Origin of the sequence: Fictibacillus phosphorivorans (assembly GCF_007673525.1) — a bacterium.
GTDB lineage: Bacteria > Bacillota > Bacilli > Bacillales > Fictibacillaceae > Fictibacillus > Fictibacillus phosphorivorans_C.
The window spans coordinates 275323-301415 of sequence record NZ_VDZU01000001.1 but is presented as its reverse complement, the minus strand read 5'-3'; the positions used below and the strand labels follow the sequence as shown (position 1 = coordinate 301415).

The window sequence follows — 26093 nt, the reverse complement described above, 5'->3', positions numbered from 1 at the left end:
GTATATACGCTCTGGTGTAACAATCTCGGCAACTTATAAAAGTTGTAATATGTCGAAAATCGGATAAATAAATTTATACACGGAATTATTGGGCTTATACCCGGAATTAATGAGCTTATCTGCGGATATAAAAGGAATTACCTCGTATTTATTAAACAGCGATCGTCTTGTGCGGACATATAGGTAAAGTGTCGTTTCCACAAGTACGCTACAACAAGATATTTAATTATTATTCAGCTCTGATTTTGAATATTTGTGTCTTTCAACAAGAATTCCCTAATTTCTGAAACAGAGTTAATAATTTTTGTAGGTTTTATAGCCGTAAGTTCTTCCAATGAACCATAACCGTATGTAACTCCTATTGAATCGATACCTGTGTTATGTGCCCCGATAATGTCATGCTTTCTGTCACCTATCATGATGAATGATCCCTTTGGTTGATCGCTGTAATGGTGAAGTATGTGCTGGATAATCTCTGTTTTGCTTGTACGTGTTCCGTCGAGATTGCTGCCAACGATCAGGTCAAAATGGTGGTGGATATTGAAGTATTTTAAGATTTCTTCAGCAAAAACAGTAGGTTTAGAAGTTGCGATAACTAATGTATGGCCATTATCACTCAGTTCTTGAAGAAGTGATGGTATACGTTCGTAAAGTGTATTCTCGTACATGCCTATGTCTTTAAATCTTTCTCGATAGAACGTGACGGCAGTTTGAATCTGTGGTTCGTTAAAGGAATAACATTCTGAGAAAGATTGTTGAAGCGGCGGCCCGATAAAAGATTCTAAGTGATCAAGATTCTCTTCTGTGATCCCCATTCTTTTCAGGGCGTATTGAACAGATTTTGTTATACCGATTTTAGGATCAGAAATAGTGCCGTCTAAGTCAAACAAGATATATTCATAATTCTTCATCATACTATATACTCCTTCGCTGCCTTATTTTGAAAGCTTAAAATAAAAATAGCATAAAAAGAAAGCTTGAAATAGGACATACACCCTCAGGGAATGCTCCATTTCAAGCTTTTATGATAATTGTGTGGGGTCAGACCCCTATTTGCCTAGTGCAAAGGTGATCTCGACTTCGCAGGCTACCTGCCCATCCACAGTCGCAATTCCTTTGCCTTTACCGATCGAACCACGCACACGTGTCATCTCGACTTCTAGACGAAGCTGATCGCCAGGTACGACTTGCTTTTTGAAGCGGCAGTTATCGATGCCTGCGAAAAATGCTAGACGTCCGCGATTTTCTTCTTTTTTCAGCATCGCGACTGCACCTACTTGAGCAAGTGCTTCTACGATCAAAACGCCTGGCATAACCGGGTACTCTGGGAAGTGGCCGTTGAAGAATTCTTCGTTTGCTGTAACGTTTTTGATTCCAACAGCGCGCTCTCCTTCTTCTACTTCTAAGATGCGGTCGATCAGCAAGAACGGGTAACGGTGCGGAATGATTTCTTTAATTTCTTCGATTGTTAGCATATACAATCATCACCTTTCTATTTTCACTCATGTTTTATAGTCTATTTTAATTATACTTGGTATTGTTACCTGGTACTAATTTTACACCAAAAGAAAACAATGACTTTCATGCAATGTCATTGTTTTTTTATTATATCTTTACGCATCTTTTTCTACAAGGTCGATGATGTGTGTCCATGTTTCTTTTTCAAACACGTTCATCGGTTTACCGTCACCGATTACGCCATATCCAACCATCGTACCAACAGCAAAGCAGACAATGATTCCACAGACAAGAAGCAGAAGACGCAGCCAGATCGGAAAGCTTCTTTTCGTTCGGCGTTGGTACCACTGTTTCTTCTCGTCTTTAGAAGACGTTTCTTTCTCTTGGTAACGCTGTGTTTTCGGTTTTTCGTTTTTATTCAACTCTTGCATCTTATTCGTCATACAAACCTACCTCATTTAGCGAAGCCCGTTTACTAACCCCATCATTTGGTCAGCAATTGTAAGAGAACGCGCATTAAATTGATAAGAACGCTGTGTTTGAATCATTTCCGTCATCTCCGTGGAGATGTTTACATTCGAGGATTCGAGTGCACCTTGCTGAACGAATTTCCCTCTTCCAGCATTTACTTCCTCTATCAATTGATTCAACGGAATGTCCTGTGGCGCTTGCAAGTTCTGTCCAACAGATACCATCAACTGCGGCCGCACCATGTTCACAATCGCAAGCTGACCTGATTCAACAATCGCTCCATTATTTAACGTTACCGAAACTTGGCCGTTTTGTCCAATGGTAATTTTGCTATGGTCAGCTGGAATCGTAATCGGTCCGTTTACACCCATTACTTTATTGCCTTCTGATGTAACGAGTTCCATCTCATTAGGGTTGTTAGCAGACGGTGACAGATAGAACGCGCCGTCTCGTGTGAACTGCAACGATTCATTTCCGTTGTTATCTACCGCGGAAACCTGAAAATAATAGCTAGGCTGTGTGAGCGCTACATCAAGAAGCCTGCCTGTCTGCTGGAGCGTGCCCGCTTCTAAACTGAGCGCAGTTGAAGAAACACGCGCACCGCTGCCAAGTCGAATTCCGTTCGGCGTTAGACGGCCCGCTTCTGTCGGGTTCAATGCTTCACTATTGATCTGCTGAAAAAGAATATCAGAGAATTGCGCCTCGCGTCTTTTATAGCCGTTCGTCGTGCTGTTCGCCATGTTATTTGAGATGGTATCGAGCTTATGTTGCAACTGACCCATCGTTACTGCTGCTGAAATCATAGACTGGTTCATGTTTAGATCCCCCTAGCCGATTCGGCCAATTTCATTCGATGCTTTTTCCATCGTTCGGTCGTAGGCTTGAAGCACTTTTTGATTGGCTTCAAACGCACGGTAAGCCGTCAGCATCTCTGTCATCGTCTGTTCCGTGTTAACGTTCGAACGTTCTACAAAACCTTGCTGCACGTTGTACGTGATGTTTGGATTCCCAAGAGCACTTGGCGCATTCCCGTTTCCATCCAGTCTGAACAACCCTGTGCCTTCTTTTACAAGATCGTTAGGGTTCGTGATGTACGCAACATCAATCTGCCCCGCAACTGCACCGTTATCAAGCACCATACCGTCTTTGTTCACTGTGAAATTGTCGCTTCTCACCGTTATCGGGTTGCCGTCTGTTCCAAGCACATAATAGCCTTCAGGCGTAACAAGACTGCCTTCTGCATCAACTGAAAAATGCCCGTTTCTCGTAAAGCGCTCCTCACCGTTCACATTCAACCTGAAAAAGAGTCCTCCTGGCTTCCCTGTTTCTGGGTCTACCGGAACTTGTCCTTGAAGAAGTGCCATATCCGTTTTGATTCCCGTCTCGCGCATGTCTCCTTGCAGGAAATTAGGAGTTGTTTCCTGCACGTAAACACCTGTTGAAAGTGCAGCAGGTCCAATCGGGTAGTTGTTCGGCAGTTTTTTTCCGTTCTCTGTCTCCCCCATATGCTGAAGCAGCATCGTTGGGAACGTGCGCAGACTCGCATTGTCCGCTTTATATCCAGGCGTATTCGCATTCGCCATGTTGTTCGTTAAAATTTCTTGTTTGCGCTGCTGTGCCAGCATGCCAGCTGCAGCATTATAGAAGCCTCTTAACACGGAGTATTCCTCCTGTATTCGTAATCTGGACACAAAATGTCTCTTCCGTTGTATCGACAGTTTTTTACAATTATTAATAGATTTCTGCAAAAATTGTGAGATTCCTTTTTCATGATGAGGATTTTGTCCTAGAGGTGGTGAGGAGAAGTAAAGTGACATGGAGCAGCGGACCCCACCCGCTTGTTTGTCGAAAAGCCTATAAATCCATTCGAAGGATTATAAATTTTTTTGAAGGACTATAAAAGGTTTTTCAGGGCTTATAAATTTCATTTTAGGGCCTATAAAATTCAACTTAGAGCCTATAAGCTGGTTCTCCTGTTCATCTACCCTTCACATCTTACACACAAAAATAAAATGCCACCCGGTTCGGGCGGCATTCCTTCATTAAAATACTTTTCTTTTTGCGATTTTGTCCATATGTTCAAGCATTAAGCCTGTTCCTTGAGCGACTGCTCTCATCGGCTCTTCTGCGATCAATACAGGTACTTTCAATTCATCTGCAAACAGCTGGTCGATGCCGTGAAGAAGCGCTCCCCCACCTGTTAGCATGATTCCACGGTCGATGATGTCAGCGGATAATTCAGGCGGCGTTTTTTCTAACACGCTCTTTGCCGCTTGAACGATAACCATTACTGGCTCCATCAATGCGCGTTGGATTTCTTTTGAACCTACTGTAATCGTACGTGGAAGTCCTGATACCATGTCACGGCCACGGATCTCGAGTTCTTCATCACGCTCGTAAACGGTAGCGACGTTCAACTTAATGTTTTCAGCCGTACGTTCACCGATCAACAGCTTGTACTCTTTTTTAATATATTGAAGGATTTCAGTATCGAACTTGTCCCCAGCCATCTTAATAGAAGAGGACGTAACGATATCTCCCATGCTCAAGACCGCAATGTCAGTTGTGCCACCACCGATGTCCACAACCATATTACCGCTCGGCTGGAAGATATCCATCCCCGCCCCAATTGCAGCCACTTTTGGCTCTTCTTCAAGAAAAATATGTTTTGCTCCGCACTTTTGCGCAGCTTCTCTGATCGCTTTTTGTTCAACGGACGTAATGTTCGTTGGTGTACAGATCAAGATTCTAGGCTTGGCAAACATGCCTTTTACGTTAATCTTATTAATAAAATGTTTCAGCATCTGCTCAGTTACTTCAAAGTCAGCGATAACGCCGTCTTTTAACGGACGGATCGCCACGATGTTTCCAGGTGTACGGCCTACCATGCGGCGGGCTTCTTCTCCAACTGCGAGTGCTTTTCCGGTATTCGTGTCGATCGCAACAACAGATGGCTCATCGAGTACGATCCCTTTTCCTTTTACATAAATCAGTACATTAGCGGTACCAAGGTCAATTCCAACGTCCCTTGAAAACATGTTATATCCTCCCTGTTAACTTCCATACGATATAATGACATTTTTAGTAAAAAATCGAAGTTCTATCCAATTTATCATTATATCACAAGTCTGTCGAACAAGGTGAAATATTGTCAAAAATTAATTATTTGGCATTGGAACGATGCGGCACATAATGTAATATCATTTCATCTAACATCCTTACATCTCATAAACTTACTGAACAACTTCCTCTGTGCCTTTTTTGTACTTTACGCGAGTCGCTTCTCCACCTCTCAAGTGGCGGATGGACTTATGGTATTCGAGGATCTCTTTTACGTTGTTTGCAAGATCAGGATTAATTTCAGGCAGCCGCTCGGTGAGGTCTTTATGCACCGTGCTTTTGGAAACCCCGAATTCTTTTGCGATCATGCGGACTGTTTTTCTTGTCTCCACGATATACCGTCCTATCTTGATGGTTCGCTCTTTGATGTAATCGTGCACACCACTCGCCTCCCTAAAATGGATGTGAGAGATGCGATAGAGACTTGTATGAACAAGCTACGTGACAAGTTTCGTTGTCATCTTCGGCTTATAAGTATTGCTTCCATTCCCCTTTTTCCACCGCAGCCATAGTACGATTTCTCACCGCTCACCCTCAATTGAATTATTGTAGGTTTTGTAACATCTTATTAACCAAGTTTTCGTTATATGCCTAAATCTCAACTGGGACAAGGGGAAATGTCCATATTTGTGAAAAAACCTGCATAAACAGCTGGAAAATTAAGTTATTTAAGTGAGTGTGGATGAAGAAAAAAATTTTCACGGTACGTGTTTTTATATGTATTACGCGTTCGCCGGTAAACTTGCTTTTTTCACCAGTAAAACGCTCGTGACCACCTAAGAACCGCTTCGTTACACCGGTGATGCAATCGTGACCACCTGGAAAGAGGATTGTTTCACCGATAAACGGTTGAAACTTAGATAAAAATGAAAAAACTGCCTCGGATTGACCCGAGACAGTTTCCTTTTTGCAATTATTCGCTAGCGCCAGAGTCGTCTGCTGCAGGAGCATTCGTATCTTCGGCTGATTGAGATGATGATTCTTGCTCACGGTTGGCATCTTTACCATCTTTGCCATCCTTCGTGTCTTTCGTATCTTTTGTATCTTTAGAATCCTTTGTGTCCTTTGTATCTTTAGAACCTTTGTCTTCAGCCTTTGGTGCTGGCTTCTTTTCTTCAGCAGGCTTTTTCTCTTCAGCTTTCTTCTGCTCTTCAGCGGCTTTCTTCTCTTCCGCTTTTTTCATCTCTTTACGAGAGTCATCAACAGCGGTTGCAAGTTGTGCAACAGATTGATCCCAAGCCATTACCGGATCGACTGCTTCTCCGTCTTTACGAACTTCGAAGTGTGCGTGGATCTTCGCATCTGTATCATATGCGTTCTCACCAGCTTGTCCTAAAACTGCGCCTTGCTTCACTTGGTCACCTTGCTTTACAGATACAGAAGCAAGAGATGAGTAGTGTGTGACAACACCTTTGTCATGCTCTACTTCTACTACGAACCCTAGTGCAGGATCTTTTGCTACTTTTACAACGTTACCACTTAATGCTGCGGTTACGTCGAATGCTTTATTATCAGCAGTCGCTAAGTCGATACCGCGGTTTTGGTAGTAGATATTGTTATAGAATACAAGAGCTGCTTCTTGTTCTTGAGCTGGAGCTTCTGGGCTAAAGTAATCTTTTACCACTTCAATGGCTTCAGGGTCAGAAACGGGCATTTGGAAAACTTCTTTTGTAAGGGATACAGGCACTGCTGCTCCATTGTCCTCTAATGCGCTATCTGGAGTATTATTATTCTCCGTATTCTTCGCATCGTTTTGATACCATAGAACAGAAGTTAGAATGACTGCTGCAAAGCTTAAATATACTGCAGGATAAACCCAACGTTTTTTCATAGCACTCTTACCTTTCATCGGTACTGTTTTTTTGTTTTGTTTTTCTTCTTCTTTCATTTTTCATCACCTCAGCAACAAGTTTGAACAGAATTCTGAAAATATATACTTTAGTGCAAAACTTTTTTGAAGTTTTCTTTCGACAATTGAAAAAACCGCCGAATGCCTGATGACATCTAGCGGTTCCTTATAACGATAAAGAGGGGGTCTGACCCGGGTCAGACCCCCTACAATTTCCACACAATTCACTGAGGCTGGTACGCAAGGCCCTTATCAGCAATTGGTTTATAATCCGTAATCTCAATGCCTTTATAATAATGATTCACGATCTCTTTGTATGTCTTACCTTCCTTAGCCATTCCGTTCGCACCATACTGGCTCAGTCCCACTCCATGACCATATCCTCGTGTTGTTACGGTAACTTGTTTTCCTTTTTTCTTCATCTGGAAATCAGTCGAGCGTAGCTCCAACTTCTCTCGTACTTCTTTTCCAGTGAACTCTTTTTTACCGATGGCCCACTTGCCGATTCGTTTTCCGCTCGTTGTGGCTACCACTTTTCCGATCTGACCGTCCTTCGTTAATGAGACGCCGAGCTTCTGTTCTACCGTGCTGACAGGCAGCTGGATAGTCTCTGTGTATTTAGGAGACTCTTTTTTATCCCAAGGACTCTCTACACTTCTTAAATATGGATATTCGTTCTTCCAATAATCTTCGGAGTTGACGGTGAACCCGTTGCTTGTGGAAAAGAAACTCGCTTGAATCGGATCTCCTTCATACGTTAAGATCTGTCCTTTTGTCTCTCGGACGGCCTTGATGATCTTCTCTATCTTTTGGTTGAAGTCATCTCCCCAAAGCGTCTCTAGCTCTTCGTTTCCTTTGTACACTTGATGCATCACCGTGTCTGACACGACCGCACCTTCTGGCAGACTATCATCTTTACCGCGGTTTAGTAGAGCTTTTACAATAAACGTTCGTGCAGTTAATGCTTGTGCTTTTAGCGCCTCTAACTCGAAGTCCGCTGGCATTTCAGAGGCTACCACGCCAGCCACATACTCTTCTAACGGGATGTTCTGAACCGTATCCATCGATTTTCTGAAAACAGGCACGACGATGTCTGAATGCGGGACTTCTAAAGCTAGCACTCTCTCAGATGGACGCGCAGCCTTCTCTTCTTTCCATTCAGGAGGTGCTGAGGAAAATGGTAGTACGAGTATCGTCGGGAGAAGTATGATGATAGCGACAAAAATAGCTAGAATCCAAATCAGCGGCTTTATATTTACATTCACGTTCCAATGCCCTCCTAGATTGTTATCTACCATACAACTTATACAAAAAGAGGGGCATTTAGAACTCAAAACTAGCATTTTTACAATTGAAATGAGCTCGCTACATACTTCATTTACAAGTTTTGCTTCAAGGACTGATACAAGCCAACCGCCGCATAAAATAGAGAGATGAAATGCTTGAAAGGGTGAATCATATGGACAGTTTTCAGCCTCCTGTTTTGGTTCGTACGCTTACGTATGCACCTGGTAACATAAAGATTTACTACCCGCAGATCGAAGGCAAAATCAACCCTCGCATTCAGCAGCAAGTTAACCAAAGAATCGTTCAGATCAACGAGCAGCTCGCGAGTTATCAGAATCCCGAGGCACGTCCAGGCATGTATGGAGAATTTGCTGTAAAAACGAACGAAAAGAACATCGTATCCATCGGCTTCTTAAATTTCGCTTATACACCTATGGCCGCTCATGGGATGACGTATATCAAATCAGAAACGTGGGATCTATCGACAGGGAAAACGTATCAGTTGAAAGATCTGTTTAAACCCGGAAGCAATTATGTAGATGTGATCAACCGTCATATAAAAGAACAGCTTAAATCGAGGCAGATTGATACACTCGAACCTTTTAAAAGCATCCGGCCGGATCAAGATTTTTATATCGCCGACAAGTCGCTCGTGATCTATTTTCAACTTTATGAGATCACCGCTTATGTATATGGCTTTCCCATGTTCCCTATCTCTGTTTTCGATTTTCAAAACATCTTGGATGAAAACGGACCACTTGGTAAAATGGCGGTGAATGGGTTGTAAAACAACAATAAAAACCCTGACCTCCACACTAAGAGATCAGGGTTTTCGCATTAAAATTTAGTTCACACCAACAGCATCATACGATTTTTTAACCGCTGCTACCTCTGGAGATGTTGCTCCATAAAGGTCAGATGCTGATTGAACAAGAGCCGCTCTTGCTTGGCTGAAGTTTGAAGAAGCTGTTAAGTATACCGTGTTCGCTCGGTAGTAAATCGCTCCTACTTTTTGGTTGCCGATTGCAGGAACCGTTACACCATAATGTGTTCCACCGACCGCCAGCAAATATGCCGCTTTGTTGATGATACCACTGTTGATATGCACGCCGCCGTTGTCCCCTGTTCCTGTGTAGCGAACCGAGTAATGATCAGGATCTTGATATTTCGTCGGATCACTCATCGAACGAAGCGCGTCATTCGGTGTTCCTGGTGTGTAGATATCCTCTCCGATCTCATAATCCGGATTGTTATTTTCATGGTGCTCGACTAGCGTACCGAAAATATCGGACATCGCTTCGTTCAATGCACCAGATTCGTTTTGATAGATAAGATCAGATGAGAAATCCGTTACAGCATGTGTTAACTCATGCGCGACAACATCTAATCCGCCAGACAATGATACGAACGTTGAACCGTCGCCGTCACCATAGACCATCTGCTGTCCGTTCCAAAACGCGTTGTTGTAATTACGGCCATAGTGAACCGTTGATTTTAATGCTGCTCCTTTATTGTCATACGAGTTACGGTTGAAGACTTCTTTATAATAATCGTACGTTGCACCTGCATAATAGTGGGCATCGACTGCTGCTCTGTCATAAGTCGCGTTCAGCTTGTTATCTGCATCCGCCCATAATGTGCCAGGAAGCTGCTGACGGTTCTTCGCATCGTATGTAAATACGCCGTTTCCTCGCGTGTTATCCTGCAGATAGTACGTACCGTTCGATAATAATGTGTTCAGGGATTTCGTATCGCCAAGTACACCCGTTCCTGTACCAAGCGCATTCGTTCCTACTAATGTTCCACCACCCGTTGGCGGTGCTTTTTTATCGCCATGAGCTTCGTCTAAATCGTTATACGAGTTTAAAATCTTACCTGATACTGCATCTACAAAATAATTATAGTTACCAGGTTCAGGCGATAAGAAGTTTAGATTTACCAAGTACGCATAATTCGCTTTATCTCCATTTGTATAAACTACAAGTTCAGATGTTGGATCTGCTTCATATTCAGGCGTGAAACCGAGGTCTTTAACCGCTACGGTTACCGCTTTTGCAGCTGTAATCTTTTTAGCGAAGCCTAACCCTGGTTTATTTTGAAGATCAGGAGTAACCGTTCCTGAAAATACAACGAGCTCTCCTTTTTCGTTCACATGTGCTACTTGTGTCGATCCCCAAATTGGAACGCCTTTATAAGTTTGTTGGATGCGTACGAGTTGTCTGCCTAACTCATCCTTTGTAACAGACTTTACCGTAAACGACTGCTCCGCTTTTTGAGTTCCTAATTTAAATGTTTTTGATTCTTTCTGAAGATAGTTGAATACCACTTCTTTTGCTGATTTTGAAGACGCCTCAGACAGTTTTCCAGAGACGAACGACGGTGTACCCGTTAAGCTGTTCATCTTTTTAGTTGATAAAACATTAACTGGTGCCTCTGCTGATGCTTGTCCTGCTGCTAACGGACTTACTGCAAGTCCGAGTGCTAAACCCCATAGAGATAATTGCTTTTTCATCCCTTCCCAATCCCCTTTGCTTCATGAATTTTAAAGCCAGTGGATTTATAATAGCACCTTTCTTTTTATTTTCAAACTATTCTTAAAATTTTGATTACATCGTACTAAAAGCAAAAATTTCAAATAAAAAACGGGTATTAGGTACTGTTTTTTTGTGTTGATTCGAGTGAATAAACGAACTTTTGCCATAAAAAAAAGCTGACTATGAAAGCCAGCTTTTACAGCTATTTCGATTTCCGACCTTTAATAAAATTTAAAACAAATACGATCAATGCAATTACGAGTAAAATATGAATGATACCGCCAGCGACTTTAAAAATAACACCTAATAACCACAGTACGACTAATATTCCGATAATGGTCCAAAGCATGAGTTCGACATCCCTTCTATAAATAAAAAAGTATAAGTATACGGTTTAGATTTCCCGAATACGCTTTGAATTAAACGGATGGTGCCTCTAAAATCTTGGATGTCGGTGGAAAAATATCATTTTCAGGTGGTTATTCATGATTTTAAGGTGGTAAGAGGATGCGTACAGGTGGAACGACACACTTTTTAGGTGCTCATTACCTCTTTACCGGTGAACGTATAACAAATATAAAAACACGTACCGTAAAAACTCATAAAAAACAGAAAAACCCCTTCTCAAAATGAGAAGAGGTTTCTAAATTTAATATTATGCTAAATTACTTTTTAATGATTGCTCTTTGGCAGGTGTTGCTTTCACATCTTCGTTTACACGCTCGATGTCAGCACCTAATGCAGCCAATTTCCCAGTGAAATCAACGTATCCGCGGTCAATGTGCTTAAGTTCAGTTACACGCGTGTAACCATCAGCGACAAGCCCAGCAAGTACCAAAGCAGCACCTGCGCGAAGGTCAGTTGAAGCAACCTCAGCACCTTGCAGATTTACAGGTCCGTTGATTACAGAAGAACGGCCTTCAATTTTAATATCACCATTCATACGGCGGAATTCTTCCACGTGCATGAAACGGTTTTCGAATACAGTTTCCGTGATCACGCTTGTTCCGTTTGCACGAAGCAATAGCGCCATCATTTGCGACTGAAGGTCAGTCGGAAATCCTGGGTGAGGCATTGTTTTAATATCAACAGGTTTTAATTCACGAGGTCCGCGAACACGAAGTCCGTTTCCTTCTTCTTGAATCTGTACACCCATCTCTTCCATTTTTGCGATTAAAGGACGTAGGTGTTCTGCGATAGCATTTTCAACTAAAACGTCACCTTGTGTAATAGCTGCTGCTACCATATACGTACCCGCTTCGATACGGTCTGGAACTACTGTATGCTCAGCACCAACAAGTTCTTCAGCTCCGACAATGCGAATCGTACCTGTTCCTGCACCGATAACTGTAGCACCCATCGCGTTCAAGTAGTTAGCTAGACATACGATTTCAGGTTCTTTTGCAGCGTTTTCGATGATAGTCGTTCCTTCAGCAAGTGTTGCAGCCATCATAATGTTCTCAGTTGCTCCTACACTTGGGAAGTCTAAATAAATTTTTGCACCTTGCAAGCGGCCATCAATTTTTGCTTCGATAAATCCATTTCCGATCTTTACTGTTGCACCCATCGCTTCGAATCCTTTTAGATGCTGATCGATCGGACGTGATCCAATCGCGCATCCCCCAGGAAGTGCGATACGAGACAATCCAACGCGAGCAAGCAATGGTCCCATTACTAGGAATGATGCTCTCATTTTGCGGACATACTCAAATGGTGCTTCAGTTTTCAATTCGTTTGTAGCATCAACAGAAATTTCACCGTTTTCAAATGCTACATCAATATTTAAATAACGTAATACTTCGTTAATCGTAAACACATCAGCTAGACTAGGCACGTCTTTGATCGTGCTTTTGCCCTTACTTGCTAAAATGGATGCTGCGATGACAGGAAGTACGGCATTCTTAGCTCCTTCAACTCGAACAGAGCCTTCTAACCGCCTACCACCACGGACAATGATTTTTTCCAACGATATTCCCCTCCGCGTCCAATTTGTATATTAATATTCAGACGTAATTATTGGTGTGCCAATTGTGACAGTTGTTCCGCTGCCCAATCCTTCAGATCGCAAAGCCACCTGAAGATTCATTTTATGTTGATGACCGGTATAAATCGCTTGTTCCCACTGCTCAGTATATGCAGAAAGCGACACAACCGTCTCTTCTTTTAGTTCCTCGACAGGATCACCAGAAAAGGCGCGTACCAATTCATTTGCTTGCGAATACAAATCAACCACCATTTTATCACCGTATGTACCGGTAACACAAGAGAAAATTTTGGGATTTCCTCCAATTGATTGTTTTACACGGCTATCGATCAGGTTCTGGATTTCTTTCCAATTTTGATTTGCATTTACAAGTCCTTCAACCGCATAAATAAAATACGATGCAGATTGATCTTTTTGGGGGTATGTAATGACGGTCATTTTCTCTCTAACCCCGATATCATTACGCTCGAATAGTCCGGTCATTTTATAATGTCCGGCTTCATCTTCAGTTACCGCCCATGTAAATTCAGGATAATTACGTTTAAGCTCTTCTGCTTGTTTTACATACCCTAGTCCTTTAGATGCAAAACCTGTTTGACCACGAAAATACATAGTCCATTTGTCAGGCGTTGCTCCGCTCTTCTTTAGAACGTCTATTATATGTGTAACTTCATTTGTTTTTTCATCTGTTTTTGCATATCCAGAAGTAATCATAACCAATAGCAAAATCGCTGTAATCGTCATCGTCCATTTTTTCATTCCCCAGCACATCCTCTCTATTTCTCATTGTTGCCAATGAAACAGAGGATATCCGTGGAAGTTGTAGTCATATTCCGACAAATCCACTACTTCTGTAAATGTCGTGGAGTTATCCAAATAGCTGACTGAGATTCGTGGAATACTGTAGATACTTTAGAAAAAAATCGCTCGCTATGCTTGCTAAGCTGATCACTAGAAGTATGTATAACACTCTAGCTTGCATGACCTTACCTTTTTTGATCCATTTATCAAAATGAACGGCCTGCAATGCCCACCAAGAGATCACGAGAAACAATAGATGTACGATGATATGTAACAAAGCTTGTTGTCCGATTGGAATCATTTAAAAGTCTGACCTCCTCATTACATATTTCGACATCTTAAGCATACGTCTTTCCCAACATTTTAGATAGATACTTTTTCCCTAGTAAGGTGTTTTGAAAGCCTTTTCTTTCAATAAGTTCAAAAAGTTGTAACGACTAATAAATGTCAATCTCAATAGATAGTCGTTTCACTATGATTAGACGAAACAAAACGTAAGAAGTTACGGTAGTTTTGGCTTATTTTTTGAGGACTTTTTTCGGGTAGGGCGGAGATTTACTTTAAAGCTGTTTTCATAAGCTTTGTTGTTTTTGGATGTAGTTGATTTCCGTTTCAGATACTCGCTTTCCGCGGGGCAGGCGGTGAGCCACATTCGTACGTTTCACTCTTAAGTGTCTCACCTGTCTAGTTGCAGTGGCTAGCCCCTCGAGGTCAAAAGTTAAATGGTTAAGAAGGCAAAGTGCGCCTTCAAACCCATTCACCTTTTGCTTGTCGGGACTGAACGAGCCACCTCTACTTTGAGGACTGCCCACCTGTCCCGCAGGAGTCTCGCATCTTACACTTCAATCAACAGTCAAGGTAGTAAATAAAAAGATTTAAAAGCAAACAACCTGTTAATAAACAGCCATTCATACTGCAAAAAATTATGAGTAATATGAGTTGGACAGCCTACTTAACCACTAGCTCTTATAGTTTCTAAAAGAGTACTTCTTTTTAAGAAAACTAAAAAAGCCCACCAACCTCCAACTAAGGAGAAGGTTGATGGACTTTCATCTAAGCTCAACAATCAATGATCATGTGTATGAACTTCCGTTTCAATCTGCATGAAGAATTCATTCACATCAAAGTTTCCGTAGAAGAAATCCAGTGCGAGATCGGGCATAACCCCTAGAATAAGAACTGATGCTGCACAAAAGGCGAGTACGGCAGCCATTCCACCTGGGATTGAAACCTTTGTTCCATCACTGTCGCGGAAAAACATGATCGCAATGATGTTAAAGTAATACACGTACGACACGAGCGTGGTTGCCATCATTACAGACGCCAGCCAATATTGTGGTTGTTCAAGTCCAAGCGCTCCCATGAAGATTCCAAACTTACCGATAAATCCTGCTGTGATGGGAATCCCGGCAAGAGAGAGAATAAAGAATGTCATCGGAACAGCGAGCCACGGTGATCGACGGAATAACCCGCGGAAAACGCCGATATCATTTGAACCTTCTTGACTCGTTAACAATTGAATGACGGTAAACGCGCCAATATTCATAAATAAGTACGCCAGCAGATAGAACCAAATCAGTTCGAATATTAATGACGAATTTGACACGAACGGTACTAAAATGTAACCCGCTTGTGCGATAGACGAATACGCAAACATCCTTTTTATATTTCGTTGTCGAAGCGCTGTGACGTTACCGATGATCATGGTTGCAGCCGCTAATACCATCACATACGGCTGAACTTGTAGAAGGATCGGTTCCTTATCGATCCCTGGAGCCGCAATGAAACAGATGATGATCACTCGCAACAAGATCACAAAGCCTGCTGTTTTCGACACGACACTCAAAAATGCTGTAACCGGAACAGGCGCACCTTCATATACATCTGGTGCCCACATGTGAAGCGGAGCGGCCGCGATCTTAAACGTTAGTCCTGCAAACGTGATGATGAAAGCGAAGACGATGAGAAAGCTGTGCTCTAACAGTTCAAGGTTCCCCATGTTCTCTGCGATCTTGAACAGGTTCGTCTCTCCGGTCAGCCCGAAAATATAACTCATTCCAAAAAGGGTGATAGCGGTCGCGATCCCGCCAGACACGATATACTTAAACGCAGATTCGTTGCTTCGTTTATTGCGTCTCTCGAGTCCTGCCATTACATAGGAAGAAAGTGAGAGAAGTTCAAGGCCCACAAACAATGTGATCAAGTCAGCGCTTGAAGCCATCATCATTGCCCCTAATAGAGCTGCGAGGAGCAAGTAATAAAATTCTCCCCGGTTTTCTTCCAGATCTTCTTTTTTATAATTGGAAGAAAGAACGATTACTAATAAAGTTCCTAACAAAAGCAGAATCTTGAAAGCTTTTGAGAACGAATCAAGTCTGTACGTATCATACAGAATGGAAGTTACTTCAATATCGAGCTGCATAAATATGGCGATGAGGGCAGCTAGAATACCTGCTCCAGCAAGCCAGGCCAGAGGCTTTCTGCTCGATTCTTTTTTCATAAAAAGGTCAATAACAGATAAAAGGGTCGCAACACCTAAGATAATAAATTCAGGAAGCATGACGCTCCATCTAAACGATAATAAAGTATCTAGATCCATGATTTAGCCCCCTAACCCTAGCAGAATGCTATCTAATGTTGGACGGAGCATATCACTTAACCATGCAGGATAGATGCCGATAAACAAAATCGCTGCAAGCAAGATAAACGCCGGAATTCGTTCTGTTGATGAAAGATCATGTGCGTTCGATAGTTCTTTTTCAGTACCAAACGTGATCGCCAAGACCGCACGCAACACGTAGACCGCTGTTAAAATCAGCCCTAATGTTCCTATAGCTGCTAACACGGGCATCGTCTCAAACAATCCTAAAAACGCCATGAACTCGCTTATAAAACCTGACATTCCCGGTAGTCCTAATGATGCGAGTCCCCCTGCGAGCAAAACACCTGCAAAGATCGGCATCCTTTTCGCGACTCCACCAAAATCTTTTAACTGTGATGAACCTCCTCGTTCGTAAAGAACACCTACTAAGAAGAACAATAGCGCCGAGATCAATCCGTGTGAAACGACTTGGAACACGGCACCCGTCATACCCGCTTCGTTTAATGCGGCGAGCCCGATCAGAACGATTCCCATATGCGAAACAGATGAATACGCTAAGACGCGTTTCATATCACGCTGTGTGAGTGCTAAGAACGCTCCGTAAAGCAGGTTGATCAAACCGAACAATCCGATGATAAAAGCGAGTGACTCAAACTGATCTGGAAACAGCCCTGCCCCAAAAACGATTAAGCCGTACGCCCCAATTTTCAAAAGAATCCCCGAGTGAAGCATAACGATCGGTGGTGGTGCCTGAACGTGAACCTTCACCATCCAAGAGTGAAGCGGTGCGACCGGCAGCTTCACGGCAAACGCGAGAAGAAGCGCGATCAGCATTCCCATCTTAAAATCCTTCGTGATGTTCATATCACTCAGTTCAGATTGCGGAAGCGAGAATGTATAAGCTAACTGCTCAAAATTCATCGTTCCCGTCTTCATGAACATCGCGACGAACGCGATCAGAAGAATGGCTGAACCCACGCCGTTATAGATCAGAAAACTGTACGCTGCTTTTTCTTTTTCAAGGTAACCCCAGCGTCCGATGAGGAAGAACATCGGAATGAGCGTGATCTCAAAGAAAATAAAGAACAAAAATAGGTTTTGTGAGGCGAATACGCCAATCATGCCCATCTCAAGCAAAAAGAACAATATGAAGTAACTTTTCCAATCTTTTTTGATCGAGTAGGATGCAATGGCAGCAAGGACACTCACTACCGTTGTCAATAAAATGAGCACCATCGATAAACCGTTAACACCGACTTCATAGAAGATTGGATAGCTCACATCACCATTCGACTGAAAGACTTCATACGAAACCCACTGAAACTTTTCGGCAAGCTGAAGACCTTCGCCCGATTTATTGAAAGCAGACAACGTAACGAGTGCGGTACCTAGCGGAAATAATGTACCTAATATTCCGATCCATTTGATCGACTTCTCATCTTGAGATGGAGTAAATAGGAGAACCAAAACGCCTAACAATGGGGAAAGGATTAATATCGATAGAAGCCATGTGTTCATGTGAAGTACCCCCCTGTTAATGCGACGATCAGCAATAGAATCACGATGCCAAAAATGGCGAACGTCCCATATGTTTGAACCTGCCCGTTTTGAAGACGCGAGCCTACCTTACTTAACCCTTGAACGCCACTCACAACTGCTGCCACGAGTCCGTCCACGATATATTTATCAAACAGGACGCCAAGTTTGCTCAACCCCTTCGTTCCTTTAACGAAAGTCGCGTCATATCCTTCATCAACGTACCATTTGTTGTAGATCACGTTGCTGAGCCCTGGTAACGACCGGGTGACCCAATCACCGGAAAGTGTACCTTTTTGGTAAATCAGATAAGCTAAACCAATTCCTAAAAGAGACGCGGCTGTTGCAACAATCGGAATCCAGCCTGGACCGTGATGATCTCCATGTGCTAGTTCAACCGGGCCACCTGCTAAGTAATCTGATAGAAACGTACCGAACCACGTTGTGTTCAGGTAACCTGCCACGATTGCTAGAACACCTAAAACAATCATCGGAAGCGTCATAACACTTGGTGACTCATGTACACCTCTCTGATCTCCACGCGGTTTCCCGGTAAACACAAGGAAAAATAGACGGAACATATAGAACGCCGTCATAAAGGCTGCAACGACTGCCAGCCAGAACAATCCGTAACGGCCATCTGCATACGTACTGGCTAAAATTTCGTCTTTTGAAAAGAAACCGGATAGAAGCGGAACTCCCGAGATGGCTAGAGCGCCGATTAAAAAGAGAGGCCCTGTCAGCCGAAGCTTTTTCCAAAGTCCGCCCATCTCATCAATGTTTTGTGTATGTACAGCATGAATCACGCTTCCTGCAGCTAAGAACAATAATGCTTTAAAGAATGCATGCGTTGTTAGGTGAAAGATCCCTGCCACATAACCGGATGCACCAAGTGCGAGCATCATGTATCCTAGCTGACTGACCGTAGAGTATGCCAAGACGCGTTTGATGTCTTTTTGCATAAGTCCGATTGAAGCCGCAAAGATTGCTGTGACTCCCCCTACTACAGCAACGACCGTTAGTGCCGTTTCTGAAGCTTGGAAGAGCGGATACATCGCAGCGACCAAGTACACCCCAGCCGCGACCATCGTTGCCGCATGGATTAGCGCTGATACGGGTGTTGGACCTTCCATCGCATCCGGAAGCCATGTATGAAGAGGTAGCTGACCTGATTTTCCGATCGCTCCTACAAAGATACATAGTGCTGTAAGAGTGAGCATGCCCGATGATATATCACCATTTCGAACGGAAGCAAAAATTTCGTCATATTCAAAACTACCAACCTGCCAAAATAACAAAATCATTCCGATAAAAAGACCAACGTCCCCAATTCGGGTCATCACAAAAGCCTTTTTCGCTGCGGCTTTTGCTTCTGGTTTAAAATAGTAGAATCCGATCAGCAAGAACGAACCAAGTCCAACAAGCTCCCAAAACATATAGAGTTGCAATAGATTCGGAGATAGAACGAGTCCGAGCATCGCAAACGAAAATAATCCTAAATACGCAAAAAACACAGGAAACCGATCATCGCCATGCATGTATCCTTTTGAGTAAAGATGTACAAGAAAACTGACGAGTGAAACGATTACAAGCATAAGAGCGTTCAGCGGATTGACTTCATATCCCATCGTGATGGCACGCTCACCGATCTCGAACCAAGTGCCTTCAACCTTAATTCCGTCACCTTGCCACACCGAGATCCAAACCCCGATGGATAGAATGAGCGATAACCCGGTTAGAAGCACACCGATCCATGCAGTGCCCTCACTTTTTGATTTTCTAAAAATCAGCAATAAAACGAAGGATAAAAGCGGGAACAACGGTATAAGCCAACTATTCTGCAACATAATCGTCCATCTCCTTCCTTATCGCTTCATCGTATCCATCTCATCCACGTTTACCGTCTGTCTGTTGCGGTACAGCGCGATGAGAATCGCAAGTCCGACTGCCGCTTCTGCCGCAGCAACCGTGATCGTAAACAGCGAAAAGATCTGACCTGTTAAACCAGGATTTATAGAATATTTGGCAAATGCCACGAGATTAATATTTACAGCATTCAACATCAATTCGATCGAAATGAGCACGATGACCGCATTACGTTTTGTTAAAGCACCAAACAAACCGATGCAGAACAGGATCAAGGCAAGCATCAAGTAAGCTGCTAAAGGGACAGAGCTCATTTTTTTGCCTCCTTTTCATCGTCATCCCGCTTTGCCAAAATGATAGAACCAATTAAAGCAACAAGCAGCAAGACAGAAGTTAACTCGAACGGAATCACATAATGCGAATACAGCTCAATTCCGATCTTTTTCGTATTATCTATGTGAAGCTCTGCGTTCTGCTGACCAAAATCAAGGTCTTTGATCTTGCCGTACATGATCAGAAAGAAAAGTCCGATCGCAAGCCCGGTTAAGATGACTTTTAACCGTGGTGCACGTTTTTCTTTTTCCTGATGACGCGTAAGCATGATTCCAAACAACATGATGATCGTGATAGCTCCTGAGTAGATCAGCACCTGGACGACGGCAACGAACTCTGCTGATAGTGTGATGTAGATTCCTGCAATGGCAATGAACGTAAAAATAAGAGCAACAACCATATGAACGACATTTGATAGGTTGATAAGAAGAACGCCGCCGGCAATTGCTGTTAAGGCGAGAAAGAAAAACGCGATCATTTCACCGGTCATGCTTTGTTCTCCTTTCTAACATTCTCATCGTTCTCATCGAGCCACTCGAGGTTTTTGAAAAGTTCATCACGGCTGTATTCAGCAAGCTCAAACTGATTCGTCATGACGATCGCTTCAGTCGGACAGACTTCTGTACACAGGTCGCATAGTATGCAGATTTCAAAATTGATGTCGTACGTGTCGATGATCTTCCCTTTTTTCGCAGGATCTGGATGGGGCTTACCCGTTAACTGGATGCAGTCGGTTGGGCAGATCTGCGCGCATTGATTACAGACGATGCATTTTTCGGGATAAAACTTTTGGATGCCGCGGAAACGGTCAGGCATCTGGATCGGCACGTCTGGATAGCTTGTGGTGACGTTTTGTTTTGTTAGGTTTTTGACGGTATAGCTTAAACCTTTTACAAGACCTTTCATCCTGAGATCACGCTCCTTATGCGTTGGTCTTTCGATTGATAGAGCATTGTTTTAGCATTGCTTTGTCGTTTATGAAAGTTTGATTTCCGCTCCAGGTTGCTCGCTTTCCGGGGGGCGTGCGGTGAGCCTCTTAGTGCCTTGCACTATTAAGAGTCTCACCTGTCCCGCTGATTCCCCAGGAGTCTCGCACCTTACGCTCCAATCAACTAGTCAATGAAGTTATAGACAAAACCTTGATTGTAAGGAAATTTGCCTCAAACATTTTAAAAATATTGCAATGCCCAAGATCGTTCTATAAGGCTTTTTTTAAGGATTGTTGATTTTCAATATATTTTTGTCTTCTTTGAACAGTTGATTGTAGTGGAGGATGCGAGACTCCTGCGGGACTAGCGGTCAGGTGAGACACTTATACGTGAAACGTACGAATGTGGCTCACCGCCTGCCCCGCGGAAAGCGAGCATCTGTAACGGAAATCAACATCCCTCGAGAACACCAGAGCATCTACAATACCTCTCTTATAAAAACAATTCCTTAACTGCTGCACTGACGAAAATATTGAGCAGTGCTAGTGGTAGTAGGACCTTCCATGCGAAGCCCATCAGTTGATCGGCGCGGAGGCGTGGAAGTGTTCCGCGGATCCAGATCATGAAAAACACGACGATGCTGAATTTGACGCCGAACCACAACATCCCTGGGATAAAATCTAAGAACGGAATCGGGTTCCAGCCTCCTAAGAAAAGAACGGTTGTTAAGGATGCCATCGCAAATAGATACACATATTCTGTGAGCATGAAGAACGCCCAGCGAAATCCTGAGTATTCGACGTGATAACCGGCCACAAGCTCTGACTCTGCTTCTGGCAAGTCGAACGGTGTACGGTTCAACTCAGCGATTGAGGAGATTAAGAATACGAAAAATCCGATCGGTGTTAAAAAGATGTAGGCAATGTTTTCTTGGCCTCTTACGATATCGTTTAAATTCAGGCTTCCGGCGAACAGGATCACTCCAATAACCGAGATAACGAGCGGAATTTCGTACGAAATCATCTGTGCTGCAGCACGCATGCCGCCGAGTAACGAGTACTTATTGTTTGATGCCCAGCCACCCATTAAGATGCCGATCGTTGAGATGCCTGAAACGGCTACGTAATACAGAAGGCCGACGCCAAGGTCTGCGAACTGCATGTTTTCTGAGAACGGAATCGTCGCGAGTACCATGAACGCTGGTGCAAATGCGATGACCGGTGCCAATATGAACAATGGACGATCAGCTAATTTCGGTATGGTGTCTTCTTTTATTAATAGTTTAAAAACATCAGCAACGGTTTGTAGAAGGCCGAATCTTCCCCCAACCCGGTTTGGCCCTGTCCGCATCTGCATGAACCCGAGCACTTTTCGTTCCGCTAGAATCGCGTAGGTTACGAACCCGAGAACCGTTACGAGTAGTGCCGCACCGAGCGCAAAGAAGATGGCAACATGTGTCCAGCCAGGTTGTGCGTATAAAAGATCCTCCATCAGCCATCAACCTCCCCGAGAACGATATCAATCCCGCCTAAGATAGTAATCAAGTTGGAGATGTTTTCACCGACTAAAAGTTTTGGCAGAATCTGAAGGTTGTAAAAAGATGGTCTGCGAAACTTCAAGCGGTATGGTTCTTTTTTTCCTTCTGATGCGATGTAGCAGCCGATTTCTCCGCGAGGCGACTCGATGCGAACGAAAGCTTCGCCTTTTGGCGGCTTAATGATTCTTGGTACTTTTGCCATAACAGGTCCTTCTTCTGGAAACTGTTCCACCGCTTGTTCTACAATCTTGAGTGATTCTTCGATCTCTTGCATGCGGCACTGATAACGCGCCCATGCATCGCCCGTATGAAAGACCGGTACATCAAAATTAAATCGGTCATAGATCGAATAAGGCTCATCTTTTCTAAGATCCCAGTTCGTACCTGTGCATCTTAAATTTGCACCGCTTAATGAAAAGTTCAACGCTTCTTCTTTCGTGTAAAATCCAATTCCTTTTACACGGTTCAAGAAGATCTCGTTGCCTGTCACAAGGTCGTGATAGCCAGCAAGCTCTTCTCTCATGTACGGAACAAAGTCACGGACTTTCTCGATCCAGCCTTCTGGTGCGTCCCACTTCACACCGCCAACACGCATATAGTTGAACGTCAGGCGAGCTCCACATATTTCATTCAACATATTGATGATGGCTTCTCTTTCGCGAAAAGCGTATAGGAATGGACTCATCGCCCCGATATCTAATAAATATGTACCGAACCAGACGAGATGGCTTGCGATGCGGCCTAGTTCCATCACGATCACGCGCAAATAATCCGCTCGTTCTGGTATCTCTAGACTCATCATCGTTTCCACCGCATGGCAGATTACATAGTTGTTCGTCATGGCCGCTAAATAATCCATGCGGTCTGTGTATGGAATAATCTGCGTGTACTGAAGGTTTTCTGCTAGCTTCTCGGTGCCTCGGTGAAGATAGCCGATCACTGGCGTGGCTTCGATGATCGTCTCTCCGTCAATTTTTAGTACGATTCGAAAAACGCCGTGTGTGCTAGGATGCTGAGGCCCAACGTTGAGGAGCATCTCTTCTGTTCTGATCAATGTCTCTACACCTCCACGTCATGTGGTTCGTAATCTTTTCTGAGCGGATGTCCTACCCAATCGTCCGGCAGCATGATGCGCGTTAAGTTCGGATGACCTTCAAAATGGATGCCTAAAAGATCATACGTTTCACGCTCTGGCCAGTTTGCTCCCTCCCATAACGGGGTAATGGAATGGGTAGTAGCGCTCGTTCTGTCTATCTTTACTTTTAATGCAACGGACTGGCGATGATTGTACGAATACAGGTGGTTATAGACTTCAAAATGCGTTTCAAAATCGGTGCCGTGCATTTCAGATAAATAATCAAAACGAAGCTGGTCGTTATATTTTAAAAACTCCGCGATTTTGTAATAGGAATCAGGTTTTGCAACTAAGGTAGGGACGTCTTTTGACAGTCTGTTAATATAGGAATCTTCGAGTACATCTTCTCCTAGATGTTCTTTGATGACTTTTATGTAGGTATCGAGGATAGGTTGGTTTGGTGATGGTTTTTCTTCAGCCAGAGGTTCTGTTGCTGCACCTTTGGCGTTTGCGGCAGCGCGTGCTTTTGCGGCTGCAGCTGCTTTCGCCTTTGCAGCGGCGATCGCTTTCGCTTTTTCGTCGTCACCTGCTGGCTCAGTTGTTGCATCTGATCCTGCTTCACGTGAAGCTTTCGCTTTAGCAGCGGCGGCGGCTTTTGCCTTTGCTGCAGCGATGGCCTTTGCTTTTGCGGCGGCTTTCGCTTTTTCGTCATCTGAAGCAGGTTCGGTGGATGTCGTGTCGCCTCCACCCTCTCTGGCTAGTTTTGCTTTAGCAGCTGCTGCTGCCTTTGTCTTAGCTGCTGCGGCAGCTTTTGCTTTCGCTGCTGCTAGCGCTTTTTGTTTCGCAAGATCATCTGCTGACTCATCACTTTGTGGAGCTTCCGCGGTTTCTGCTTTTTCAGCCTGGCGTTGTTTTGCGAGCTCGAGGGCTTTTGCTTTAGCCTCTGCGGCGGCTTTTTTCTTCTGCTCTTCTTTTGTTAGCTCTGGTTCGCCTGCTGTCGAATCGGTTCCTTCTACCGCTTTCGCTTTTTCGGCCTGGCGCTGTCTTGCGAGTTCAAGAGCTTTCGCCTTTGCTTCTGCAGCTGCTTTCTTTTTCAGCTCTTCTTTTGTTAGCTCTGGTTCGGCTGCCGTCGGTTCCGACACATCTGCTGCTTTCGCTTTTTCAGCCTGACGCTGTTTTGCGAGTTCGAGCGCTTTTGCTTTCGCCTCTGCGGCGGCTTTCTTCTTCAGTTCTTCTTTTGTTAGCTCTGGATCGGTCGCAGTCAGCTCTGACTGTTCTGCCGCTTTCGCTTTTTCAGCCTGTCGCTGTTTTGCAAGCTCGAGGGCTTTCGCCTTTGCTTCTGCAGCCGCTTTCTTTTTTTGTTCTTCTATCGATAATCCTTCATTGGAATCATTTTGCTTATCTGTCATTCGCTCATCACCTTCTTGCCTGTCTTCGCTTCATAACGGATTTTTTCTTGAAGCTTGTTGATGCCATAAATGAGTGCAGCAGGGTTAGGTGGACATCCTGGTATGTATACATCCACGGGTACGATTTGATCGACGCCTTTTACGACGGCATACGATTTGATGTAAGGACCTCCGGCTGTAGCGCATGATCCCATCGCGATAACCCACTTCGGCTCTGGCATCTGTTCGTATAGTCGTTTTAAAACGGGCGCCATTTTTTTCGTTACAGTTCCTGAAACGATCATTACGTCAGATTGACGAGGTGATGTACGGAATATACTTCCGAAACGGTCGAGGTCGTAATGGGACGATCCAGTACCCATCATTTCAATCGCACAGCAGGCGAGCCCAAAGGTTAGTGGCCATAGTGAATTACTTCTGGCCCAGGCTTTCACTTGTTCAAGTGTTACCATGAATACGTTGCGGTCTAGTTCGGCGCGTTCCTCAGCCGTAAGTTCCCACTTTATGTCCATTTAAGCACCTTCTTTTTCCAAGCGTATACAAGACCTAACGTTAAAAGAACAACAAAAATCCCCATCTCGATCAGAGCAAACACGCCTAGCTCTTCATAGGCCACGGCCCAGGGGTATAAAAATACGGTTTCAACATCAAAAATAACAAACATGAGCGCAAACAAATAATAACGGACATTGTACTGAACCCAACTTTGATGAAAAGGCTCAATTCCGCTTTCGTAGGTGGTGTATTTTTCTGCTGATGGTTTATAAGGGCGTAACAAACGGCCTGCAGTCAGTGCGACTACCGGCAAAAGGACCCCTAAAAATAAAAATACAGCCACAATGAGGTAATTGTTTTGATACAGATGATAAAAATCCATTCTGACTACCTCCTAATCTTCAGAATTTTATAAATTCTGTAACCGCTTTAATTATAGCAAATTCCATATTTTGTGTCGATGTGCTTCTTCACATATGGTACTTCTACTATATTAAGGTCTACCCCTTATTTTTCTATAGAAATGTTCATAATCCTGTAAATTTTTTGGAGGTGCCGATAGACTGTTAGCAGTATGATAGGTATAAAGGGGAGATTCGTAATGGATATATGGTGGATTGCTTACTTCTTGATCGTCGTAATCTCGATCGCTGGATTAGTTGGTACGATCATGATTTCTAAAACACAGGATGAAAAATATGGAAGTTCAACTCGTCAGAACCTCGTGCGCCTTACACTCATCTATGCAGTGGTGATCCTCGTTTCGATCATAGCACTTGCTCTCTACATCTATCTTTAATAGAATGC

General features: G+C 43.6%; 27 protein-coding genes. 2 read left to right on the top strand and 25 right to left on the bottom strand.

Going from position 1 to position 26093, the window contains the following annotated elements; genetic code table 11:
• Positions 1–233 precede the first annotated feature (233 nt).
• The 9 genes from FS458_RS01450 to spoIID form a co-directional block, all read right to left on the bottom strand.
• On the bottom strand, positions 234–911 hold the full coding sequence (locus FS458_RS01450; protein ID WP_144703185.1) for an HAD family hydrolase: 678 nt from the start codon (positions 909–911) through the stop codon (positions 234–236).
• Between the two features lie 138 nt (positions 912–1049).
• Positions 1050–1475, bottom strand: a complete 426-nt coding sequence (gene fabZ / locus FS458_RS01445) for a 3-hydroxyacyl-ACP dehydratase FabZ (RefSeq protein WP_066398842.1) — start codon at positions 1473–1475, stop codon at positions 1050–1052.
• 138 nt (positions 1476–1613) lie between these two features.
• A complete protein-coding gene (locus FS458_RS01440; RefSeq protein ID WP_260858238.1) occupies positions 1614–1901 on the bottom strand; it encodes a DNA-directed RNA polymerase subunit beta in 288 nt (95 codons plus the stop codon).
• A 15-nt stretch (positions 1902–1916) separates the two neighbouring features.
• Positions 1917–2744, bottom strand: a complete 828-nt coding sequence (locus tag FS458_RS01435) for a flagellar hook-basal body protein (protein ID WP_144696992.1) — start codon at positions 2742–2744, stop codon at positions 1917–1919.
• Between the two features lie 12 nt (positions 2745–2756).
• Positions 2757–3587, bottom strand: coding sequence for a flagellar hook-basal body protein (locus FS458_RS01430; RefSeq protein ID WP_144696989.1), 831 nt, complete (start codon positions 3585–3587; stop codon positions 2757–2759).
• A gap of 384 nt (positions 3588–3971) precedes the next feature.
• Positions 3972–4967: a rod shape-determining protein gene (locus FS458_RS01425; RefSeq protein ID WP_066398851.1), complete on the bottom strand. Its 996-nt coding sequence runs from the start codon at positions 4965–4967 to the stop codon at positions 3972–3974.
• Positions 4968–5162: 195 nt separating this feature from the next.
• A complete protein-coding gene (spoIIID, locus tag FS458_RS01420) occupies positions 5163–5429 on the bottom strand; it encodes a sporulation transcriptional regulator SpoIIID (protein WP_007203593.1) in 267 nt (88 codons plus the stop codon).
• A 533-nt stretch (positions 5430–5962) separates the two neighbouring features.
• Positions 5963–6937 carry a M23 family metallopeptidase gene (locus FS458_RS01415; protein WP_144696986.1) on the bottom strand — a complete coding sequence of 325 codons (975 nt, stop codon included), beginning with the start codon at positions 6935–6937 and terminating at the stop codon, positions 5963–5965.
• A 185-nt stretch (positions 6938–7122) separates the two neighbouring features.
• The gene (gene spoIID / locus FS458_RS01410) at positions 7123–8163 is read right to left on the bottom strand and encodes a stage II sporulation protein D (RefSeq protein ID WP_260858236.1); all 1041 of its coding nucleotides are present in this window, start codon (positions 8161–8163) and stop codon (positions 7123–7125) included.
• A 194-nt stretch (positions 8164–8357) separates the two neighbouring features.
• Between spoIID and FS458_RS01405 the strand changes: the two genes are divergently transcribed.
• Positions 8358–8972 carry a DUF3298 and DUF4163 domain-containing protein gene (locus FS458_RS01405; protein ID WP_144696981.1) on the top strand — a complete coding sequence of 205 codons (615 nt, stop codon included), beginning with the start codon at positions 8358–8360 and terminating at the stop codon, positions 8970–8972.
• 57 nt (positions 8973–9029) lie between these two features.
• On the opposite strand, the gene FS458_RS01400 is transcribed toward FS458_RS01405, so the two are convergent.
• The 16 genes from FS458_RS01400 to FS458_RS01325 all read right to left on the bottom strand — a co-directional run bounded on the left by FS458_RS01400 (position 9030) and on the right by FS458_RS01325 (position 25668).
• On the bottom strand, positions 9030–10697 hold the full coding sequence (locus FS458_RS01400) for a M4 family metallopeptidase (RefSeq protein WP_144696978.1): 1668 nt from the start codon (positions 10695–10697) through the stop codon (positions 9030–9032).
• Positions 10698–10921: 224 nt separating this feature from the next.
• Positions 10922–11068: a lmo0937 family membrane protein gene (locus FS458_RS01395; RefSeq protein ID WP_137791095.1), complete on the bottom strand. Its 147-nt coding sequence runs from the start codon at positions 11066–11068 to the stop codon at positions 10922–10924.
• A 306-nt stretch (positions 11069–11374) separates the two neighbouring features.
• Positions 11375–12685, bottom strand: a complete 1311-nt coding sequence (murA, locus tag FS458_RS01390) for a UDP-N-acetylglucosamine 1-carboxyvinyltransferase (protein WP_144696975.1) — start codon at positions 12683–12685, stop codon at positions 11375–11377.
• A gap of 30 nt (positions 12686–12715) precedes the next feature.
• Positions 12716–13462, bottom strand: coding sequence for a YwmB family TATA-box binding protein (locus tag FS458_RS01385; RefSeq protein ID WP_186320409.1), 747 nt, complete (start codon positions 13460–13462; stop codon positions 12716–12718).
• 109 nt (positions 13463–13571) lie between these two features.
• Positions 13572–13805 carry a DUF1146 family protein gene (locus FS458_RS01380; protein WP_144696969.1) on the bottom strand — a complete coding sequence of 78 codons (234 nt, stop codon included), beginning with the start codon at positions 13803–13805 and terminating at the stop codon, positions 13572–13574.
• A gap of 765 nt (positions 13806–14570) precedes the next feature.
• Positions 14571–16103, bottom strand: a complete 1533-nt coding sequence (nuoN, locus tag FS458_RS01375; protein WP_144696966.1) for an NADH-quinone oxidoreductase subunit NuoN — start codon at positions 16101–16103, stop codon at positions 14571–14573.
• 3 nt (positions 16104–16106) lie between these two features.
• Positions 16107–17624, bottom strand: coding sequence for a complex I subunit 4 family protein (locus FS458_RS01370; RefSeq protein WP_144696963.1), 1518 nt, complete (start codon positions 17622–17624; stop codon positions 16107–16109).
• Positions 17621–19489, bottom strand: a complete 1869-nt coding sequence (nuoL, locus tag FS458_RS01365) for an NADH-quinone oxidoreductase subunit L (RefSeq protein ID WP_144696960.1) — start codon at positions 19487–19489, stop codon at positions 17621–17623. The genes FS458_RS01370 and nuoL overlap by 4 nt, the downstream gene beginning before the upstream one ends.
• Positions 19490–19507: 18 nt before the next feature.
• Complete coding sequence (gene nuoK, locus FS458_RS01360) at positions 19508–19822, bottom strand: NADH-quinone oxidoreductase subunit NuoK (RefSeq protein WP_144696957.1); 315 nt, start codon at positions 19820–19822, stop codon at positions 19508–19510.
• The gene (locus FS458_RS01355) at positions 19819–20331 is read right to left on the bottom strand and encodes an NADH-quinone oxidoreductase subunit J (RefSeq protein ID WP_066398893.1); all 513 of its coding nucleotides are present in this window, start codon (positions 20329–20331) and stop codon (positions 19819–19821) included. The genes nuoK and FS458_RS01355 overlap by 4 nt, the downstream gene beginning before the upstream one ends.
• Positions 20328–20747, bottom strand: coding sequence for an NADH-quinone oxidoreductase subunit NuoI (gene nuoI / locus FS458_RS01350; RefSeq protein ID WP_066244809.1), 420 nt, complete (start codon positions 20745–20747; stop codon positions 20328–20330). Before nuoI ends, FS458_RS01355 begins: the two co-directional genes overlap by 4 nt.
• Positions 20748–21262: 515 nt before the next feature.
• A complete protein-coding gene (gene nuoH, locus FS458_RS01345) occupies positions 21263–22264 on the bottom strand; it encodes an NADH-quinone oxidoreductase subunit NuoH (RefSeq protein WP_066398898.1) in 1002 nt (333 codons plus the stop codon).
• Positions 22261–23361 (bottom strand): NADH-quinone oxidoreductase subunit D, encoded by a 1101-nt coding sequence (locus tag FS458_RS01340; protein WP_144696954.1) that lies wholly within the window; start codon positions 23359–23361, stop codon positions 22261–22263. The genes nuoH and FS458_RS01340 overlap by 4 nt, the downstream gene beginning before the upstream one ends.
• A 5-nt stretch (positions 23362–23366) precedes the next feature.
• Positions 23367–24791, bottom strand: a complete 1425-nt coding sequence (locus FS458_RS01335) for an NADH-quinone oxidoreductase subunit C (protein WP_144696951.1) — start codon at positions 24789–24791, stop codon at positions 23367–23369.
• Positions 24788–25303, bottom strand: coding sequence for a NuoB/complex I 20 kDa subunit family protein (locus tag FS458_RS01330; RefSeq protein WP_137791106.1), 516 nt, complete (start codon positions 25301–25303; stop codon positions 24788–24790). The genes FS458_RS01335 and FS458_RS01330 overlap by 4 nt, the downstream gene beginning before the upstream one ends.
• Positions 25294–25668, bottom strand: coding sequence for an NADH-quinone oxidoreductase subunit A (locus FS458_RS01325; RefSeq protein WP_066398906.1), 375 nt, complete (start codon positions 25666–25668; stop codon positions 25294–25296). Before FS458_RS01325 ends, FS458_RS01330 begins: the two co-directional genes overlap by 10 nt.
• 219 nt (positions 25669–25887) lie before the next feature.
• Between FS458_RS01325 and FS458_RS01320 the strand changes: the two genes are divergently transcribed.
• Positions 25888–26085 (top strand): hypothetical protein, encoded by a 198-nt coding sequence (locus tag FS458_RS01320; protein ID WP_066398908.1) that lies wholly within the window; start codon positions 25888–25890, stop codon positions 26083–26085.
• Positions 26086–26093 lie beyond the last annotated feature (8 nt).